Genomic DNA, 21,098 nt, shown 5'->3' on the forward strand with positions numbered 1-21,098 from the left:
CTGGTATACCTATGGAAGAGACATCACCGAAAATAAACGGGTAGAGAGTGAGTTGGTAAGGCTGTCTTTTGTAGCCAGTAAGATCAATAATGCGGTGGTGATCAGCGATGCCAATAACCATGTAACCTGGGTGAACGATGCCTTTGAAAAGATCACGGGATTTACCATCAATGATTTGAAGGGGAAGCGCCTGGGTGATTTGATCATTGGCCCCAAAACGGATTTGGAGCTATTGAAAAAAGCAAGGYTCCTGATCAAACAAAACAGGTCTTTTACGGTAGACCTCCTTTCGTATAGGAAAGACGGACAACCCATTTGGTTGTCTATTTACAATACAGTGGTGCTGGATGATAAAGGAAAGGTTGATATGGAGGTGGAGATCATTATAGACATTACTGAAAAGAAAAAGGCAGAAGAAGAACTGCAGGTACTGTCTTTGGTAGCCAGTAAAACCAATACTGGAGTTAACATCTCAGATGCCGAAGGCAAAACGACCTGGATAAACCAATCCCTTAAAAAGTTAACCGGTTATTCTTTGGCCGAGCTGAAGGGCAAGGAACTGGGCGATGTGCTTTCTAAAGACGAAGCGCATAAAGAGCTGATCTTAAGCTCCCGGGCAAAGTCACTGAAAAATGAATCTTATGAGATAGAGGTACAAGCCAAAACCAAGGACAGCCAATCTATCTGGCTTTCGGTTTCCAATACCCCAATTATAAATGATAAGGGTTCGCTTGAACGTCAGATTGATCTGATCTCGGATATCACTCAGCGTAAGCAAATAGAGCATGAGTTGCTCGAGGCTAAAGAGCAGGCGTTGCAGCTGAGTGAGGCGAAGGAGATGTTCCTTTCTGTAATGAGCCACGAGATCAGGACCCCATTAAATGCAGTTATTGGGATGACCCATTTGCTGATAGATAATGATCCTAAGGCATCGCAGCTGGAAGATCTGAATGTGCTTAAATTTTCTGCGGAAAACCTTTTGCATATTATTAACGACATCCTGGATTTTACAAAAATAGAAACCGGTAATCTGGAACTGGAAGCTATACCATTAGACATTAAAAGCCTGGCCTGCGATATTGTGAACTCCTTACAAATTAATGCCGCGCAAAAAGGGGACAAGCTGACATTGGCATGTGATGATCAGATTCCGGTGAATATTCTTGGGGATAAGACCAGATTGTATCAGATCCTGATGAACTTACTTGGAAACGCAATTAAGTTCACAGATTATGGGACGATAGAATTAAAGATTGAGCTTGTCAGCGAAAATGAAGAAGCTGTGGTGATGCGCTTTGTGGTAAAGGATAATGGTATTGGAATTCCTGAGGATAAACAATCATACATTTTTGAAACATTTACTCAGGCTAAAACTGATATATCACGGAAGTATGGAGGCACAGGTCTTGGTTTGGCCATTACCAAAAAGCTGCTAAAGTTATATAAGTCGGACATTAAAGTAAAAAGCAAGGAAGGAAAAGGGACCGAATTCTCTTTCGATATTCAATTTAGCAAAGCGACACAAAAGACCGGACTTGTTAAATCAGTAGAACCGCCGGCCTCATTTATTGGAAAAAGGATATTGGTTGTTGATGATAATGAAATTAATATTCTGATTGCAAACCGCATACTTAGTAAATGGGGATTTGACCTTGAATTTGCCAGAAATGGTAGGGAAGCCATTGAGAAGGTAATGACAAAAACCTTTGACCTTATTTTTATGGATATTCAAATGCCAGGTATTGATGGGTTTGAGACCACAAGTATTATAAGGGAGCTGGATGATGAGTATTTTAAAACCATTCCTATAATTGCGCTTACTGCATCTACACTTCAGGATGAAAATAGCAAGTTCAAAGCTTGCGGGATGAATGGGCATATATTGAAGCCATTTAAGCCGGAAGAAATAAAGAATATTATCGCTATAAACTTCTCTAAGTAGTAAAATTGAATTGGATTTGCTGTAAAAGATAAAGGGCCGATAGTCCATTTGCATGGAATTATCGACCCTTAAATTAACGCTCTCGTAACAAAGGAACGAATTATTTCTTAATTGCCAAAAAATAAAAGACTTATTTGACAATAAAAAGTGAAAAAAGTAAAGGGCCGGTATTTCTATTAAGAATACCGACCCTTACCATCTAAATTAACGCTCTCATTAACATAAACGACCTTATCTTGAAATTGTTATAATTGAGGTGTTTTTTTTTAATTATGCTGGTAGCACCCGAGTTCTGAAGGGAATGTTCTGGGCCCGTTATTAAGGTCTTTGTTTAAGAAAAGATTAAAAGCAGGGTCGGCACTTAAATCGCGGCCTTTATGTAATACAGCGCTATTGTTCTGAAGCAGAAAATTGTATTTGATGGGATCTATAAAACCGGGATCAATATTTAACAGATTAAAACTGCCCTCATAGGTTTTTAGCATCGTTTTAATCGCGTTGTTGCTCAGTTCCGTTTCGATAGCTGCAGTGCTTTTTTTATCAACAAGAAACTCTTCAGTTAAGCTTCCCCAAATGATATTATTGACCAGCAGGATTTTTAAATTTTTTGAGGGATATCCGCTCCCTGCATCAGAGAAATACAGACATGGTGTTCTGCGCGATAACTTTGTATTGTAGCCGGCAAATGTATTTTGCTTGAGGTTATATCTTCCTCCGGAAACACCATACAAAAGATATTGACCGGCATTGTAAAACAGATTGTTAAATGCATCCAATTCAGCATTGTAGCCTGCAAGACCGGCAATGGTCATGTTCTTTATGATGCTATTGGTAAGTACTAGTTTGGGTGTGTTATTTGTGGAAAGAGAATCGACAGTGACGCCTATTACTGCATTTTTGATCTGGGTGTAATGGAGTTTTGAATTGGAACTGCTGCTATAAAAATGGATACCATGCCATTGTCCGGGTTCCTCGGCATACATGCCTTCCATTCGGTCTCCCGAAAATAAAACGGGATTGGTGGCTGTGCCGGTCGCTAACAGTTTTCCTTTAATATTCATTCCTGAATTTTCATGAAAAAGCACTTTGGTGCCGGGGAGGATTGTTAGTGTAGTTTGTGGGGCAACCGTTACAGATTTGTAGATGATATAAGGCAGCGCACTATTCCAAGTGGTGTTTGACGTGATGGTTTGGTTGTTTAAAAAAACGGCATTTTGTCCGTAAGCTATAAGTGCAACAGATTGCCGGTTCCCATTTGTATTGAACACAATGGAATCCTGCGCAATAAATGGTTCTGTTTGGTTGTTTGCATCAATGGTAGCCTTTACGTAGATACTGATAGAATCTTTACCGTCAATTTGAAGGTTGGATTTCTGGTTAACAGATTGTCCGTTTATGATGAGGCTAAAATTAGAGCCGGCACCACCACCGAGTTTGATTTCACTGATGTTAACCGTTTTTACATTTGGGTTATAAACCCTAATCCGTTTATTGGTAGATCCTGCAGCAGTAAATACCGTATCGAAGAGGAGGGTGTCGGTAGAAAAAGAGAGCTTTGCTTTAGCATCCGTAGTTATTCCTTCGGATTTACGGCAGGCCGTAAATGCCAGGAAAAGGAACGCAAAAAACAGATGAGACAAACGCATTTAACAAACTTAGATAAATTTATTATGCAAAGACAGCGATGTTTAATTAAGTTCATTCGCTAGTTTTTCCCTTTTTAGGATTTAAGTGGCTGGACCTGATGATTAATTTTGCTGTTTTACGGCGAGCTGACCACAAGCCGCATCAATATCTTTACCGCGGCTGCGTCGGATATTTGTGGTGATGCCCTGGCTTTTCAGGTAATTAGAGAACGCATCGATTTTATCGCCTTCAGCATTCACAAAATCAGCAAACTGAATCGGATTGTATTCAATCAGGTTAACCTTGCAGGGAACATGTTTGCAGAACTTTGCAAGTTCCATGGCATCTTCAATTTCATCATTGAAGTGATTAAACACAATGTATTCGTAGGTTACTGCGTTTTTGGTTTTGGAATAATAGTATTTTAATGCTTCTTCAAGCGCTTTTAGGGTATTGTGCTCATTGATAGGCATAATCTCATTGCGCTTTTTATCATTGGCAGCATGTAATGACAGGGCAAGATTGAATTTAACGCCATCATCACCCAATTTTTTTATCATTTTAGAGATGCCTGCTGTAGACACGGTGATTCGCTTGTACGACATATTTAAGCCATCGGGAGCGGTGATCCGCTCTATCGACTTTAATACATTGGCATAATTAAGCAGGGGCTCACCCATACCCATGTAAACGATATTTGTCAATGGGGCATTGTAATTTTGCTTAGCCTGCTGGTCAATTAATACTACCTGGTCATAAATCTCATCAGCATTGAGGTTACGTTTACGATCCATATAGCCTGTTGCACAGAATTTACAGGTTAAGCTGCAGCCAACCTGAGAGCTTACACAAGCGGTCATGCGGTCGTCCATTGGAATTAAAACACCTTCTACAATGTTGCCGTCATATAGCCTGAATGTATTTTTGATGGTATGGTCATTACTGAATTGAGAGTTGTTAACCTCCACTACGTTGATGGCATAATTTTCATCAAGCTTAATTCTAAGCTCTTTGGAAAGATTACTCATCTCTGCAAATGTGCGTGCTGATTTTTCCCAAAGCCATTGGTAAACCTGTTTGGCCCTGTAAGAAGGTTCTTTCATGGCGGTAAAGTGCTGTTGCAGCTGCGCCAGGTTTAATGAACGTATATCAGTTTTCTTTGTAGTAAGCATTTGGTTGCAAAGCTACCTAAAAAATATTCTTTCCCCGTCATTGATAATTCATTTCAACGCGGAGGGTAGCTGAAACCAGCAACTATTAGCGTTTGGGACTTCTGGTTTTTGCAGCCGGGGCACCGGATCTGCCTTTTGTTGGTCTTACCGGTCTTTTGCTTGGTCCGTTGTTTTTGTTCCAGTCAGTACTTGAAGCAGCGGATTTGAAACCTCCGGCAGATTTTGGTGCTGATTTACCTTTGCCACCAGCGGGACGATCTGCTCTGCTTACCGTACCTGACGATGCCTTGCTATTAGGTTTTTTAGGGCCTCCAGGTTTGCCTGAAGATTTTCTTGGAGTTACATTTTCGGATAAATCTTCTTCTGCCCTGGCTTTAGGTTTTTTATTTACTCTTTTAGGAGCGGCACTTTCGGAACTTGATTTTGCAACCATGTTAAATATCTCAGTCTGCTCTGCTGGGGTGAGCTCGCGCCATTCGCCAACAGGAATGCCTTTTATACTGATGTTCATGATCCTAACACGTTCCAGCTTGGTTACTTCAAAACCAAAATGCTCGCACATCCGTCTGATTTGTCGGTTTAGCCCTTGAATCAGTATGATCTTAAATACAAAAGGACTTTCCTGAGTTACTTTACATTTTTTGGTCATTACGCCCAATACCGGTACACCTTTGGCCATGCCGGTTAAAAATGATTCAGTAATAGGTTTATTTACAGTAACTATGTATTCTTTTTCGTGATTGTTACCTGCTCTGAGTATTTTGTTTACCAGGTCGCCGTTATTGGTAAGGAAGATTAAGCCTTGAGAGTCTTTATCCAGACGCCCGATCGGGAATACCCTTTCACTATGATTTACATGGTCAACAATATTGCTTTTCACACCAGCCTCAGTAGTACTGGTAATGCCAACAGGTTTGTTGTAAGCAATAAGAACAGAGTTCTCGACCTCTTTAGGTTCAATAGTCTGTCCGTTAACCGTAACAATGTCTCCAAAGATGACCTTGTCGCCAACCTTAGCCCGTTTGCTGTTGATAAATACATTGCCTTGCTCAATATATCTGTCGGCCGCTCTACGGGAGCATAAACCGCTTTCACTAATGTATTTATTTAATCGGATGCTAGAATCAGACATGGATATTGGAGTTATAAATTGATTTCTTTTTTACAAAGGAATCAATTTATAACCAAATATGCTATCAAAATATTTTTAAGCAACTTATTTTAGGAAGAAAAGCATGGTCATTCTGATCACAAAATGACCCCATTTTAAAATAAAGCAAATCATTTTAAAAATCCATTTCATCAGCACTGGGACCAAAACTTCCTGGAATTGGGATGTTAAGAAGCCTTAAAAACACCCCTAGTTGAGCCCTATGGTGGATAATTTGATTAATACTCATTCGGATTACATCTGCTTTAGGTTCAACACTATAAATCTGTTGTCCATTTCTTAAGGTCCAGTCCTTATCTAAAAGACTTTCGTTTTCTTCTTTAAGCTCAGATCTGCCATCGGCCAGTGAACTTTCAAAATAAGCCAGTAATTCTTCAGTAGTATTTACATCAGCAGGTTGATAAGGGTTATCGGCGAAGTCAAGCTCGTCGGTTTTGATGGCCATTGTAATCCAGGTTGGCAGTTCCGCAATGTGAGTGGCCAGTCGCTTAATGGTCATGCTTTTTTCATGTGGCTGCCATTCAAACTTATCAGTTGGCACTCTTTGCAACATTTTGCGCGTGGTTAAAGCCTCTTGTTCCAGTTCCTTTAAATACATTTTAATTCTGCTCATAACTTTGTTTTTTGTTTTGTAGAACAAAGTAAATGAGGGCAACTGACAACCCTATGGCAGTCTGTTTTGAGAAAGAAAATTTATTTTAATAATTGACTGGAAGGAGCTTCATATACTCACTTAATTGCATGTGCTCGGTTTTTCGGAATGGGATTTCTAAATTTTTTACGGACTCAATTCGGGATACCTTGAAATCACGGTATTCGCAGCGGAGGTGGCACCATGCGATTAAATGCCAGCTGAATGCATAAAATATGAGTCCAATTGGTTCCAGCTCCCTTTTAGTGGTTTGCACTTTGTTGTTTGTATATGCAATTTCTATGATGCACTGCGAGGAAATGGCGTTTTGTAAGGCCGAAAGGTATTCAAATTCATTTTTTATTGAATCGGGCAGTTGCAGTATCATGTTGTTGTTCAGCAGTTCCAGTTTCTCTTTCTGATTGCTGCGCAATACCGCTTTGACCTTATTTAAGGCAGTGGTATAATGTTTAAGAATAGATTGATCGGTGAAGCCGGAAACCAGACGTTCCATAATTAATAAAGCATTGGCTTCTTCAGAATTAAACGATACGGGTGGGAGAAAGTATCCCTGGACAATGAAGTAGCCTTTTGGCTGCTCGAAGCTAATTGGAATTCCCTGTTCAGTAAGTGCTTTAATGTCGCGATAAACGGTACGGATGCTGATCTCAAATTGATCCGAAATTTTGTCGGCTGTAACATATTTTTTTGTCTGAAGTAGGACAAGTATTCCAAAAAGTCTGTCTATCCGATTCATTTATAGGCTTGTTGATGTTTTGCAAATTGATATAAAATAGCTTTAGCGGGTACTAATTTATAGATTTCTGCGCTTATTATCCGTTCTTTGTAGTTATGATTTCTTATATATCTGCGTCTTACGTATTTCCTGTGGTTAGCCCCCCAATAAAAAATGGGGTGATAGGAGTTGAAATTGATGGTACAATAACCAGTGTTTTAACGCCTGAGGAAGCCGGGAAAGAGAAAATAAAGGACATAACCCATTATGAGGGCTTATTAGTGCCGGGATTTGTGAATACACATTGCCATTTGGAATTGTCGCATCTAAAAGGCCAGATAGAAACACGTACCGGGTTATTGGGTTTTGTCCAAGCCATAATGAAATTGAGGACATCTGATGAAGATGCGCTGGATCTGGCCATGCTGAGAGCGGACAGGGAAATGTTTGAGAATGGAATAGTTGCTGTTGGTGATATTTCGAATCAGATCATTTCAAGGGGAACCAAGCTTGGAAGCCCTATTTATTACCATACTTTCCTGGAAGTTATGGGTTTTAATCCCTTAACGGCAAAAGAATCTATAAATCGTGCACTTGAATTTAAGGAGAAGTTTGATCCCCTTAAGGTCTCAATTGTTCCGCATGCCCCATATTCAGTTTCGGCTGAGTTATTTAAAGAGCTGCGTAGTAATGGTGAAACCAGTAGTGAGCTGCTCAGCATTCATAATCAGGAAACGGAAGATGAAAACCTATTTTTTGAGCGCAAGGAAGGGGGATTTTTGGAATTGTATAAAGTTCTGGGCCTGGATATTGACTTTTATGAAGCCTCTGGTAAAACATCTTTACAAACATTTTTACCACTGTTATCTGGTAAACAGAAAACACTGTTGGTACATAATACTTTTACCTCAAAAGCAGATGTTGAATTTGCAGAAGCATATCATCCTAATTTATATTGGTGCCTTTGCCCGAATGCGAATTTGTATATAGAAAACAGACTCCCGGATGTAGATATCCTGAGGACTGCCGGGGTTAAAATTACGCTGGGGACAGATAGTTTAGCCAGTAACAACAGGCTGAGCATATTTGCAGAGATGCAGACCCTGCAAATCAATTTTGGAATTGACTTTGATGATCTTTTAAAATGGGGCACCATTAACGGGGCTGAGTTTTTAGGGGTTGAACAGCGTTACGGTAGTCTGGAGCCGGGAAAAAGGCCGGGCATAAACCTTGTTGATTTTGAAGAGATAAGCGGGATAATAATGCTGGGATCAAGAGTAGAAAGATTGTTTTAAGTTTTATTTAGATAAATGTCTTTTCTTTGCATTTGATGAAGAATAGAATTGCATCTCTTTTTGGTATTCAATATCCAATCATCCAGGCCGGCATGGTTTGGTGTAGTGGATGGAGGTTGGCTTCTGCAGTGTCTAATGCAGGCGGGTTGGGCATTATTGGCGCCGGGTCTATGTATCCTGAGGTGTTGCTGGAGCATATCCAAAAGTGTAAAAAGGCGACGTCAAAGCCATTTGCGGTAAACGTTCCGTTACTTTATCCTAATGTGCAGGAGGTAATGGATATTATCGTTGCTGAACAGGTAAAAGTGGTATTTACATCGGCAGGAAATCCTGCCAGCTGGACGGGGTTTTTAAAAGAAAAGGGAATTACGGTGGCGCATGTTATTGCCAATACAAAATTTGCATTAAAAGCAGAGGCTTGCGGAGTAGATGCCATTGTGGCCGAAGGGTTTGAAGCAGGTGGGCATAATGGAAGAGAAGAAACGACGACAATGTGTTTAGTCCCCATGGTTAAAGCTGTGGTTAAAGTTCCGGTGATTGCTGCCGGGGGGATTGGAAGTGGCAGGGCAATGCTTGCGGCTTTTGCATTGGGTGCCGAAGGGGTGCAAATAGGATCGGCATTTGCTGTTGCCGAGGAGTCTTCAGCTCATCCCAGTTTTAAACATAGGATAGTAGAGGCAATGGAGGGAGATACTAAGCTGACGCTGAAAAAACTGGTCCCTGTACGGTTATTGAAAAATGAATTTGCAGACGCAGTAGCCAAAGCAGAGTCGGAAGGTGCAAGTGTTGAGGCATTGAAGCATCTTCTGGGAAAGGCACGCGCTAAACTGGGTATGTTTGAAGGAAATATGGATGAGGGCGAGTTGGAAATAGGCCAGGTATCGGCCATGCTACAAGATATTAAGCCGGCAGCAGTTATACTACACAGTATTTGGTCAGAATTTTTAGAAGAAAAAAATAGGTTAAGCGCATTAGAATTTAGCGATTACCGTTAAAGGTTTAAAGTTTACATGGAAACGAAACATATAGATATTAAAATAACAGGAAAGGTGCAAGGGGTATCTTTCAGGGCTACCACTAAGGCTGTTGCTGATCAGATGGGCATTAGAGGTATGGTAAGGAATGAAAAAGATGGTTCATTATATCTGGAAGCAGAGGGTGATGATACTTTACTTGAAGTTTTTGTAGAATGGTGCAATGAGGGGCCAGACCGGGCCAAAATTGAAAATGTAGCGGTTACACCCGGTGAGGTGAAAAACTATCAGAATTTTGAAATCATTAAGAAGTAGATGTCGGTATTAAAGAAGTTTGCTGGTGATACGGCTATTTATGGCCTCAGTACAATCCTTTCCAGGATGATTGCCTTTGCATTAACGCCCATTTACGCGAGAGCATTGCCGGTTGGTGGCAATGGCATTTTTACGGCCATGTATGGATATGCTGCTATTATTAATCCAATACTGGCTTTTGGGATGGAGACTACCTTTTTCAGGTATCTGCAGAAAAAGAATGATAACAGGCAATTGGTTTATAACAATGCTTTTGGGGCAGTGATCGCCATCTCTATTGTATTTTTGTTGTTCTCCTTACTTTTTTTAAACAGCATTATCGATTTTATGCAGACTGGAGATGTTAAAGATCATGCAGATTATGCTTTCTATGTAAAGTGTTTCCTGACGATCCTGATAACGGATGCCTTTTGTGTAATTCCTTTTGCGAAGATTCGTGCCGAAGGTAGGCCGATAAGGTTTGGAACAATAAAGTGTTTGAATATTTTTATCGTTGTGTTCTTTAATGTGTTCTTCCTATTTCTCATTCCGATGATCATTAGCCACAAGCTGCCTGGGGGGGAATGGATGGCAAGTTGGTACAGACCCAAATGGGTAGGTTATGTATTTTTATCGAACGTGATTGCGAGCGTGTGTACCATATTTTTACTATTACCAGAGATTTTGCAGCTCAAGCTGAAGTTTGACCTGGGCATGTTTAGAGAAATGTTTGTATACAGCTGGCCAGTACTGATCGCCAACATTTCCTTTATCATTAACGAAGCACTAGATAAGGCCATGCTTAAGCATATGCTGCCTGCCAGCATCAGTGATCAGGAAGTGGGCATCTACGGTTTATGTGCAAAAATTGCATTATTCCTGAGCATATTTGTACAGGCCTTTAGGTTGGGAGCAGAGCCCTTCTTTTTCAATCATTCAAAAAATAAAAATGCTAAAGAGACCTACGCGCGGATTATGAATTATTTTGTAATTACGGTGGTGATTATAGCAGTGGCACTGGTGGCCAACGTAAATATTCTGGCTACGATAATTGTAGGGCCGGAAACTCGCGTAGTTAACAATCATGTGGTTCAAAACATCTATTGGTCTGGACTGGGAGTAGTCCCCCCATTGGTATTTGGTTACCTTAGTTTGGGTATTTATATGAACTTGTCGGTTTGGTACAAATTGTCTGACCAGACCAAATATGGTTTGTACATATCAGGTATCGGTGCGGTGCTGACTATCGTATTGAACTGGATCTTTATTCCAAAATATAGCTATATGGCATCAGCCTGGATTTCATTTGTCGCTTATGCAGGTATGATGGTAATGTCCTATCTATGGGGACAGCGTAATTATCCCATTCCTTATCAAATAAAAAAGAATTTAGCTTATATTGTTGCCGCCATAGTAATCGTTTTTATCTCATTTAGTGTGTTTAACAGGAACATGTTTATCGGTAATGGGTTGCTGATATTGTTTGCTTTGGCTGCATTTTATGCGGAGAAAAAAGAACTGATGGCGCTATTAAAAAAGAACTAAAAATGAACATAAACATTATAAACAATTCCGGACATCCATTGCCTCAATATGAAACTGAACATGCTGCAGGTATGGATATTCGCGCTTTTATAGAAACTGATATTACGATTAAACCTTTACAACGTATTTTGATTCCAACAGGTTTACATATTGAACTTCCTGTAGGTTATGAAGCGCAGATACGCCCACGTAGTGGCCTCGCTTATAAACATGGAATCAGTATTGTGAATTCGCCGGGTACTATTGACGCAGATTATCGCGGTGAACTGAAAGTGTTGTTGGTTAATCTGTCTGATACAGATTTTGTGGTGAATGATGGTGATAGAATAGCCCAAATGGTTATTGCAAAACATGAAAAGGTAAGCTGGAAATCGGTAGGCGAGTTGAGCGATACAACGCGTGGAGCTGGTGGTTACGGGCATACAGGCAAATAATTTGTTATGAGAAGAGGTAAGTGGTTTTTAATGATATTGCTTACTGGCAGCACATCGGTGTTTGCCCAGGAACCTGTGGTTTCTGCAACGGACAGCATGGCTATAAAAACACTCTTCTTTGCAGGTTTAAAGGAAAAGCTAAATGAAAATTATCCGAAGGCAGCTGAGAACTTTGATAAGTTGTTGAAGATCGATCCTGACAATTCTGCTGCTTATTTTGAGATTGCTACGTTGAATTTCAGACAAAATAAACTGATGGAATCAGAAATGGCCATTAAAAAGGCTACTGCGCTGAGTCCTAATAACATTTGGTTCTGGAAATTATTGGCAGAGCTTTATAAGCGAAAAGGAGATATGGATAATCTGGTTGGCGTTTTTGATAAGTTAATTGCGCTTTCTCCTGATGAAGACTCTTATTATTTTGATAAATCCAATGCTTTGCTTCTAGCGGGTAAAGAAGACGCCGCTTTGAAAGGGTATGATGTACTGGAAAAGAAGTTCGGACCTTCAGATGCTTTAACCGAAGCCAGGCAGCGCGCGAGTATGGGGAAAGATGACGGGCTTGATAAGAAAGAAGTTGAGAAGATCCTAGCTGAAAATGTAAAGGATGTTAAGGGCTTGCTATATACAAGTGGGGTATTGATACAAAAAAACCAGAACGCTGAAGCTTTGGCAGTACTTAAGAAAGCAAAAGAACTGGAACCGGATAATTTTGAGGTGGATCTGGCGATGGCTGACGTTTATAGTGCCTTAAAGAATAATACAGAAGCACAGATATCTCTAAAAAAGGCTTTTGGAAACACTATGATGCCTGTTGACCAAAAAGTTAAAATTGTAGTGATGCTTTTGGGTGGCAAGAAAGATCAGTTAAGGGTGGATGCTGCTGCTGAACTGGCAATGATTGCAACGAAGGTTCATACGGATGATCCTAAAGTTTTTGCTTTATACGGTGATGTACTTTATCAGCAAGGAGATCTGCAGGGCGCATTGACACAGTTCCAATCTGTATTAAAGATGACCGATCAGCTCTATGCAGTATGGGAACAGATGTTGAATATACAGACTTCGCTTGGTTTATATAAGGATGCAATCAAAACTGCTGATGATGCTTTGTCGGTTTATCCGAATCAAGCTATTTTATATTATTACATGGCATTGGCCCTTCAAAATGACAACCAAAATGCATTGGCGTTAACAAATATCAAAACAGCATTGCAACTGGATGCAGAAAATCCGTTATATATAGAGTACTATGGTGATGTTTTATTTCTGAAGGGTGATAAAGATTTGGGATTGGCACAGTGGAAGAAGGCCAAAAGCGCCGGAAGTAATTCAGAGAAGTTAAATAAGAAGATTAATGAGAAGAAATATATTCAATAGCTTGCTGTTTGTTGCTCTTGTTTCGGTGGGAATGGCTTGTAAAACCAAGAAAGCCATTGTTAAGCCGCCAAAGGTAGTGGAAACTCCGGCTGACAACAAGAGATCAGAAACGATAACGGTGCTAAAAGCGAAGGATATTTCTTTTAGTACGCTTTCGCTTAAAGCAAAGGCTAGTCTTGATATCAATGGGAACACAAATAATGTGAACATGAACATCAGGATAGAGAAAAATAAAAAAATCTGGGTAAGTATTACCGCTTTAGGTATCGAAGTGGCAAGGGCATTAATTACTCCGGATAGTATTAAGGTCAGAAATAATTTACAGGGGGTTTATTTAAAGAAGCCTTTTAATTACGTACATACTTATACCAATAAACAGGTTAATTTTGAGCTGTTACAAGCTATTTTCTCTGGAAATACGGTTAAAGATTTCTTTAGAGATGAGACACTGGTAGCACAGGAAAACGGCGTTTGGACCCTTAGTGGCGTAAATGAAGGCCTGGCTTACAGAGTGATTTTTAATACCTTGTTAAAGGTTAATGAAAACAATTTAAATGATATTGCTTCCGGAAGATCTTTGCGGGTTGTTTACGGGGAATATCAGAATATTAATGGCGCTCTTTTTCCCACTAATCTGAAAATTAACTCTATGGCCGGGGATAAAAGAATTAATATCAATTTGGACTTTTCGAAAATTGAAAGCAATCTTGCTCTTGAATTTCCGTTTAATGTTCCAAATAAGTATGAGGTAATAAACTGATTTTTTATACTTTTGATGCAATGAAGCTAAACAAATTACTTTTACTCCTCTTATTTTTACTATCTGCCTCTGTTGTTTTCGGACAAAGTAGTGCAGAGTTGAAAAGAAAAAAAGAAGCCATACAGCGCGAAATTGATTTGTTGCAGAAAAATGCAAATAAAGCAGCAAAGAACAAAAAGCTTACTTTAAGCCAGATCAATGCACTAAATGCCAAAATTGGCTTAATGCAAAGCAAAATCTCTGTGATCAATTCGGAGATGAAAAATCTTGACAATCAGATTCATGAAAACACGAACGTTGTTCATAATTTAAAAGGACAGCTGGGGCAGCTTAAAAAAGAATATGCAAGTATGATCAGGTTTGCGCAAAGGAACAGGAACTCTTATGATAAGATGATGTTCATTTTTGCGGCAAGTGACTTTAATCAGGCATATAAGCGGATTAAGTATTTACAGCAGTTTGGCCAGTACCGTAAAAAACAGGCCGACTATATACAGGGTAAGCAGAAGGATCTTAATTATAAGATCGTGATTTTAGATAGAAACCTTAAGGAGAAGAGCAATCTTTTGCATGAACAGGAGCAGGAGAAAAATAAGCTTGGCAAGAATAAGAGTGAACAATCTCAGGTACTGAATAAGTTTAGCAGGGAAGAGAAGCAGTATAGACAAGACATCGCAACGCGGAAAAAAATATCTGCCCAGCTGGATAGAAATATCCGCGCAGCAATTGCAAGGGAGATAGAGAAAGCAAGAAGAGAGGCAGAAGAGGCGCGTTTGGCCGCTGAAAGAGCTGCCGCCGCCAAGGCAAAAGCAGAAAATAAACCTGCTCCAACTGCCGCTGCGCCAAAAGCAAAAACAAACAGCGGATATCTGACGGCAACACCGGAAGCTGCAAGGCTATCATCACAATTTGAAAGTAACCGTGGCTCACTGCCATGGCCTGTTGCTACCGGTTCAATTACGGAACGTTTTGGAAGACATATGGAAGGGCAGGCATCTTATACCAACGATGGTGTAAATATTGAAACTGCTGAAGGAGCTGCTGTACGTGCGGTATTTAATGGTAAGGTTACTACGGTTATGGAGCAATATGGTAGGTATTTTGTGCTGATTAAACATGGTGAATATTTCACGGTTTACCAGAACCTGAAGTCGGTAAGTGTATCTAAAGACCAGGAAGTGACTACAAAACAAACAATAGGTACTGTGGGTACAACCGAAGGTACACCTCAGCTGCAATTCCAGATCAGAAGAGGGATGGCAGCGCAGAATCCTGAAGCATGGATAGCAAAATAGGATATTGTGGATTATAAATGTTTATATTTGTATTAATTAATTATAAATCAGTAAGAAAATGTATAGAGGGACGTTAATAGAATTCCTGAACATGGGTGGCGGCGAGATTATGCTCATCCTGGCGGTGGTACTTTTGTTATTTGGAGGTAAAAAATTACCAGAACTAGCAAGAGGTTTGGGGAAAGGAATCAGAGATTTTAAAGATGCCTCAGAAGGGGTTAAAAGAGAAATCCATCGTAACATAAATTCCGTAGGTATTGTTGATGATATCGAATCGGTTATTAATGACACCAATGCCAATCGTCATCATCCTTCTGAAACTACTCCGGAGCCACAAGCACAGGTTGTAGAGGAGAGCAGGGGTTCATCGGATTTTGAAAAGCAGGACCTTGTTGCTGCGAATAACGATACAGAGAACACAAAAATAGAAACAGATAAAACTAAACTTTAACTAAAATATCATGTTAAACACAACGATATCAGCCGCGTTAGGTGGCATGGAAATAGCCGTTATTCTTGTAATAGTACTTTTGCTTTTTGGAGGTAGAAAGATCCCGGAACTAATGAAAGGTCTGGGAAAAGGCATTAAAGAATTTAAAGATGGTAAAGACGGAGTTGATGATAATGAACCGGTTGAAAGAAACCGCACCAACAAACCGTTATAGGTTTTAGAACCTAATTTTTAATCTTAATGTATTCTTGAATTTGAAGAAGTATAGCTCCTTAACAGAGATACAAACTCTTATTGGTCAAAAAAAGCTCAGCTTACCTGAGTTGTTAGATTATTATTTTAAGCAAATAGAAGCTCATCAACACCTCAATGCATTCAATGAGGTGTTTTTTTATTCGGCTTCTGAGCAGGCGAAGCTTGTACAGAAAAAAATCGATAATGGAACTGCGGGTAAGCTTGCGGGGATGGTAATTGGTATAAAAGATAATATATCTTATAAAGACCATATGGTTACTGCTTCTTCCAGGATGCTTGAAGGTTTTGTATCTCCCTACTCTGCTACCGTTGTGGAAAGACTGATCAGTGAAGATGCTGTTATTATTGGCAGGTTAAATTGTGATGAATTTGCTATGGGCGGGTCTAATGAAACCTCTTATTATGGTCCGGTAAGTAATGCTGCAGATACTGAAAGGGTTTCGGGAGGATCATCAGGAGGATCGGCAGTTGCAGTTCAGGCAGATTTGTGCCTGTCGGCCTTAGGCACTGATACCGGAGGCTCTGTTAGACAGCCAGCTGCTTTTTGCGGATGTATTGGTTTTAAGCCAACTTACGGCCGTATATCGAGATATGGTGTAATTGCTTATGCTTCATCATTTGATCAGGTAGGTACCATTACATCTTCAGTTAGTGATGCGGCAGTATTGTTAGAGGTTTTGGCCGGAGCTGACGATTATGATAGCACCGTTTCTAAAAAAGAAGTACCTGCTTATGCTGCAGCCTTGGGCAATGGGACAAAAAAGAAAATTGCAGTGATCAGGGAAACCCTGGAAAGCGAAGCACTGGATCCTGCAATTAAGGATTCGATATTGAAAGCCATTGAGCGATTTAAAGCTCAGGGGCATACGGTAGATTATGTGTCGTTCGATTTGCTGGACTATCTGGTGCCGGCCTATTATGTGCTTACTACGGCGGAGGCTTCATCTAATTTATCCCGGTATGATGGCGTGCATTATGGTCACCGTAACCTGGAAGCCGGGAGTTTAAATGAACTCTATAAAAAATCAAGAGCAGAGGGTTTTGGGGAAGAGGTGAAAAGAAGGATATTGTTGGGAACCTTTGTTTTAAGTGCCGGATATTATGATGCATATTATCAAAAAGCACAGCAGGTAAGAAGGTTGATCAGGGAGAAAATGGAAGAGATGCTTAAGGAGTTTGATGTGATTTTAACTCCTGTAACGCCAACACCAGCTTTTAAAATTGGTGATAATATAGATGACCCATTGGTGATGTACATGGCAGATATATTTACTGTATTGGCCTCTTTAACCGGGATTCCGGCGGTAGCAATACCTTTGGGCAATAATGATGATGGTTTGCCGTTAAGTATTCAATTGATGACCAAACATTTTAGGGAGGAAGAACTACTTTCCTTGTCCCAAACATTTTTAAATGATAGTTTAAACTAAGGAGGTTTTTTTAGAAAAGCCTTGGAAGCAGAATGAAATGCCTATGAAAATAAAAGTACACTTCGTATCCTATTGCATTTTAGCATTAATTAGCTTTTCAGCATCAGCCCAACAACATGGCTTAATTTTGAATGACACAGCTTCAGTACCTGAGGTTGATGAAACGCCCCTGTTTAATAACTATAATTACAACTACAAGAACAGATTAGATTCTATTGAGAAGACTGTTCCGCTTACTTACAATGAATACGTACAGAAGTACATAGACATCTATAGCGGAAGGAAGGAAATGATGGGCAGAATGCTGGGCATGTCTGACTACTATTTTCCGATTTTTGAAAGAGCACTTAAAAGCCTTAACATCCCGGAGGAGATCAAATACCTGCCGATCATAGAATCATCTATGAACCCACATGCAGTTTCACGAGTTGGTGCTACCGGATTATGGCAATTTATGTTTGGTACTGCCAGAGAGTATGGCTTAAATATGGATAATTTTGTTGACGACCGAAAGGATCCTATACAGGCAAGTTATGCTGCGGCAGCCTATTTCAGAGATGCCTATGAAGAGTTGGGGGACTGGCTTCTGGCAATTGCCGCTTATAATTGTGGAATGGGAAATGTGAAGCGGGCCATGCAGAAAGCCAACTCCACTGATTTCTGGGAGCTTAGAAGATTTTTGCCAACCGAAACAAGAAATTATGTGCCTGCGTTTATTGCTGCTGTGTATGTAATGAAGTGTTCAGATAAACACCATATTAGTTCACAGCGACCATCTTATATCAAGATTACAGATACTATTCAGGTTAATCGTTTTATTTCTATCCCTACTTTAGCTAGCGCTTTGAATATGGATGAAGAGGAGCTTTGCACGTTAAATCCTTCTTACAAGAAGAAGATCGTTAACGGAACAGAATCGATGCCGAAGCGTGTGATTGTTCCAAAAGTGAGCCTGGCTAACTTTGCCAGAATCTACGAGGTGCTGAACCCTGAGACAGAAACCAACATGAAAGTGGTACTGGCTTCAAATGAAGAGCGTCGACCGGTAAGGAATGCGAAATCAACACCGGTCTTTTTCTATCATAAAGTTAAACCCGGACAAAATTTGGGAGAGATTGCCAATAAATATCATGTTGAAGTTCAGGATCTTAAAGTCTGGAATAAATTAAGAAGTTTAACGATTGTTCCGGGACAGAAAATAAAAGTGTATAGTGCACATACCGATGATGACACCCCCCGTCGACTGAAAAGCTAGCGTTCAGTTTGTTTATTTTCCTGTTCATTTTGTTCATAATTGCATTTAAACACGCGAAATCCGTAATTTAATTGCCTTTTTTTTATTTTAAGCCCTAATAAAAGAATTGTAACTTTGACCCTTTACAATTGACAATTTTATGACTAAAATAAACAGGAAGCAGGATGCTTTAGATTACCATTCGCAAGGGCGCCCTGGGAAAATTCAGGTTATCCCAACAAAACCAACAAACTCTCAAAGAGACCTGGCGCTTGCCTATTCACCTGGGGTTGCAGAGCCATGTTTAAAGATTGCTGAAAATACTGAAGACGTTTATAAATATACAGCTAAGGGGAATTTAGTGGCTGTGATTAGTAATGGTACTGCTGTATTGGGCTTAGGTAATATTGGACCGGAAGCAGGAAAACCTGTAATGGAAGGAAAGGGTCTCCTTTTTAAAATATTTGCTGATATTGATGTTTTTGATCTGGAACTGGACACCACTAATGTGGATGATTTTGTGAAGATCGTAAAAGCCCTTGAGCCTACTTTTGGTGGCATAAATTTAGAAGATATTAAGGCACCTGAGTGCTTCGAAATAGAGCGTCGTTTAAAGGAAGAAATGAAGATTCCGGTTATGCACGATGATCAGCATGGAACTGCTATTATTTCGGCGGCGGCATTGCTAAATGCATGCGAGCTGCAAAAAAAGAAAATGGATAAGGTTAAGATAGTAGTGAATGGGGCAGGTGCTGCTGCCATTTCCTGCTCACGCTTATATGTTTCTTTAGGTGCTAAAAAAGAGAATATTGTGATGTGTGACCGCTCTGGTGTGATCCGTGATACACGTGAGAACCTTGATGCAATCAAAGCTGAATTTGCAACTTCCAGAAATTTAGATACACTGGCGGAGGCAATGAAGGATAGTGATGTGTTCATTGGCTTATCATCTGCTAATTGTGTAACAGAAGATATGCTGAAATCAATGTCAAAAAATCCTATCGTGTTTGCTATGGCAAATCCAGACCCGGAAATTGCTTATGAGCTGGCACTCAATTCCCGTAAGGATATCATTATGGCTACCGGCCGTTCTGACTATCCTAACCAGGTGAACAATGTTTTGGGATTCCCATATATTTTTAGAGGCGCGCTTGACGTGAGGGCTACTGCTATTAACGAGCCCATGAAGATCGCTGCAGTAAGAGCAATTGCCGAGCTGGCTAAAAAACCAGTACCTGAGGCGGTTAATATGGCTTACAATGAAACCAACATTAAGTTCGGTAAAGATTATATTATTCCAAAACCAATGGATCTTCGTTTAATGACGAATGTATCTACTGCAGTTGCTAAAGCAGCAATTGACTCGGGTGTGGCGCGTAAGGTGATCACCGATTGGGAGGCTTATACTGAGGAATTGAAACATCGATTGGGTGGTGATGATGCAATTATGCGTGCAATTACAAATAAGGCTAAATCTGATCCTAAGCGCGTTGTATTTGCTGAAGCTGACAACTATAAAATATTAAAAGCTGCCCAAATTGTAAAAGATGAGAATATAGCTATTCCGATTCTGCTTGGAAACAAGGAAATCATTAAGAAAATAATTGAGGAAAATGCACTGGAATTAGAGGGCGTTACCATAATTGACCCTTTTGAAGAGCAGCAGCGCATGAGCAAGTATGCGAACTCATTATATGAGAAGAGACAAAGAAGAGGGGTGACTTTAATTGAGGCTACCAAATTTCTGCGTGACCGGAATTATTTTGGTGCTTCTATGGTTGAGTTTGGAGAAGCTGATGCAATGATTTCTGGTTTGACTAAGAATTATGTGTCGACAATTAAGCCAGCTTTGCAGGTTATTGGTACAGAAGAGGGTGTAAACCGTGTTGCAGGCATGTACATGATGATGACCAAAAAGGGACCTGTATTTTTCGGAGATACGACTGTTAATGTTGATCCTACTGCAGAAGAATTGGTAGATTTAACTTTGCTTTTAGAAAGATCTGTAAGTAAATTTAACATACAGCCAAGGGTGGCATTACTTTCATACTCTAACTTTGGCTCTAATGAAGGTATTGTACCGGAAAAGGTTAGGAAAGCTGTAAAGATATTACACGAGAAATATCCGCATATTATGGTGGACGGTGAGATGCAGGGGAACTTTGCCATTAATAATGAGATGTTAAAAGACAATTTCCCTTTTAGCAGGTTAATAGGCGCTCCAGCGAATACACTGGTTTTTCCTAATCTGGAATCTGGTAATATTGCTTATAAGTTATTACAGGAACTTGGAGAAGCGGAAGCCGTTGGCCCGATCTTGCTGGGTCTGAAAAAACCGGTACATATTGTACAGCTTGGCAGTTCAGTGAGAGAAATTGTAAACATGGTAACCATTGCAGTTTTAGACGTACAGGCTAAAGAACAAGAAGCAAATCCGAAAAAAGGTCTATTAAAAAGAATTTCAAAAAGATAA

The 21,098-nt window shown here is 40.0% G+C and carries 19 protein-coding genes; 14 read left to right on the forward strand and 5 right to left on the reverse strand.

Features of this window, described 5'->3' with window-relative positions:
• Positions 1–1,942, forward strand: a 1,942-nt coding sequence (locus tag AC1DDX_RS00005) for a PAS domain-containing hybrid sensor histidine kinase/response regulator (RefSeq protein ID WP_477621697.1), incomplete at its 5' end; no start/stop codon positions are given.
• 266 nt (positions 1,943–2,208) lie between these two features.
• Here the strand turns inward: AC1DDX_RS00005 and AC1DDX_RS00010 are convergent.
• From AC1DDX_RS00010 to AC1DDX_RS00030, 5 genes are all read right to left on the reverse strand, one after another.
• Positions 2,209–3,588, reverse strand: coding sequence for a hypothetical protein (locus tag AC1DDX_RS00010; RefSeq protein WP_288882737.1), 1,380 nt, complete (start codon positions 3,586–3,588; stop codon positions 2,209–2,211).
• 102 nt (positions 3,589–3,690) lie between these two features.
• Positions 3,691–4,740 carry a dual-specificity RNA methyltransferase RlmN gene (gene rlmN, locus AC1DDX_RS00015; protein WP_288882735.1) on the reverse strand — a complete coding sequence of 350 codons (1,050 nt, stop codon included), beginning with the start codon at positions 4,738–4,740 and terminating at the stop codon, positions 3,691–3,693.
• An 85-nt stretch (positions 4,741–4,825) separates the two neighbouring features.
• A complete protein-coding gene (rluF, locus tag AC1DDX_RS00020; RefSeq protein WP_288882734.1) occupies positions 4,826–5,872 on the reverse strand; it encodes a 23S rRNA pseudouridine(2604) synthase RluF in 1,047 nt (348 codons plus the stop codon).
• Between the two features lie 154 nt (positions 5,873–6,026).
• Positions 6,027–6,524 (reverse strand): DinB family protein, encoded by a 498-nt coding sequence (locus tag AC1DDX_RS00025; RefSeq protein ID WP_172661954.1) that lies wholly within the window; start codon positions 6,522–6,524, stop codon positions 6,027–6,029.
• An 85-nt stretch (positions 6,525–6,609) separates the two neighbouring features.
• Positions 6,610–7,299: a helix-turn-helix transcriptional regulator gene (locus AC1DDX_RS00030; RefSeq protein ID WP_172661953.1), complete on the reverse strand. Its 690-nt coding sequence runs from the start codon at positions 7,297–7,299 to the stop codon at positions 6,610–6,612.
• A gap of 95 nt (positions 7,300–7,394) precedes the next feature.
• Here AC1DDX_RS00030 and AC1DDX_RS00035 point away from each other — a divergent pair, with 95 nt between their 5' ends.
• The 13 genes from AC1DDX_RS00035 (at position 7,395) to AC1DDX_RS00095 (ending at position 21,098) form a co-directional block, all read left to right on the forward strand.
• Positions 7,395–8,573, forward strand: a complete 1,179-nt coding sequence (locus tag AC1DDX_RS00035; protein WP_172661952.1) for an amidohydrolase family protein — start codon at positions 7,395–7,397, stop codon at positions 8,571–8,573.
• Between the two features lie 35 nt (positions 8,574–8,608).
• Positions 8,609–9,568 (forward strand): NAD(P)H-dependent flavin oxidoreductase, encoded by a 960-nt coding sequence (locus tag AC1DDX_RS00040; protein ID WP_288882732.1) that lies wholly within the window; start codon positions 8,609–8,611, stop codon positions 9,566–9,568.
• 15 nt (positions 9,569–9,583) lie between these two features.
• The gene (locus tag AC1DDX_RS00045) at positions 9,584–9,862 is read left to right on the forward strand and encodes an acylphosphatase (protein ID WP_172661950.1); all 279 of its coding nucleotides are present in this window, start codon (positions 9,584–9,586) and stop codon (positions 9,860–9,862) included.
• A complete protein-coding gene (locus AC1DDX_RS00050; protein WP_172661949.1) occupies positions 9,863–11,386 on the forward strand; it encodes an oligosaccharide flippase family protein in 1,524 nt (507 codons plus the stop codon).
• Positions 11,387–11,388: 2 nt separating this feature from the next.
• A complete protein-coding gene (dut, locus tag AC1DDX_RS00055; RefSeq protein WP_172661948.1) occupies positions 11,389–11,820 on the forward strand; it encodes a dUTP diphosphatase in 432 nt (143 codons plus the stop codon).
• A gap of 6 nt (positions 11,821–11,826) precedes the next feature.
• Entirely contained in the window at positions 11,827–13,200 is a 1,374-nt protein-coding gene (locus AC1DDX_RS00060; protein WP_172661947.1) for a tetratricopeptide repeat protein, read from the forward strand.
• Complete coding sequence (lolB1, locus tag AC1DDX_RS00065; RefSeq protein ID WP_172661946.1) at positions 13,178–13,960, forward strand: lipoprotein insertase outer membrane protein LolB1; 783 nt, start codon at positions 13,178–13,180, stop codon at positions 13,958–13,960. The genes AC1DDX_RS00060 and lolB1 overlap by 23 nt, the downstream gene beginning before the upstream one ends.
• Positions 13,961–13,980: 20 nt before the next feature.
• Positions 13,981–15,255, forward strand: coding sequence for a murein hydrolase activator EnvC family protein (locus AC1DDX_RS00070; protein WP_172661945.1), 1,275 nt, complete (start codon positions 13,981–13,983; stop codon positions 15,253–15,255).
• Positions 15,256–15,313: 58 nt separating this feature from the next.
• Positions 15,314–15,706 (forward strand): Sec-independent protein translocase subunit TatA/TatB, encoded by a 393-nt coding sequence (locus AC1DDX_RS00075; protein ID WP_288882727.1) that lies wholly within the window; start codon positions 15,314–15,316, stop codon positions 15,704–15,706.
• Positions 15,707–15,716: 10 nt separating this feature from the next.
• Positions 15,717–15,920: a Sec-independent protein translocase subunit TatA/TatB gene (locus AC1DDX_RS00080; RefSeq protein WP_048903583.1), complete on the forward strand. Its 204-nt coding sequence runs from the start codon at positions 15,717–15,719 to the stop codon at positions 15,918–15,920.
• 40 nt (positions 15,921–15,960) lie between these two features.
• Complete coding sequence (gatA, locus tag AC1DDX_RS00085; protein WP_172662415.1) at positions 15,961–17,391, forward strand: Asp-tRNA(Asn)/Glu-tRNA(Gln) amidotransferase subunit GatA; 1,431 nt, start codon at positions 15,961–15,963, stop codon at positions 17,389–17,391.
• Positions 17,392–17,434: 43 nt separating this feature from the next.
• A complete protein-coding gene (locus tag AC1DDX_RS00090; protein WP_172661943.1) occupies positions 17,435–18,646 on the forward strand; it encodes a lytic transglycosylase domain-containing protein in 1,212 nt (403 codons plus the stop codon).
• Between the two features lie 139 nt (positions 18,647–18,785).
• Positions 18,786–21,098 carry an NADP-dependent malic enzyme gene (locus tag AC1DDX_RS00095; protein ID WP_288882725.1) on the forward strand — a complete coding sequence of 771 codons (2,313 nt, stop codon included), beginning with the start codon at positions 18,786–18,788 and terminating at the stop codon, positions 21,096–21,098.

The sequence above is a fragment of the Pedobacter sp. 10L46_2 genome (assembly GCF_056395165.1).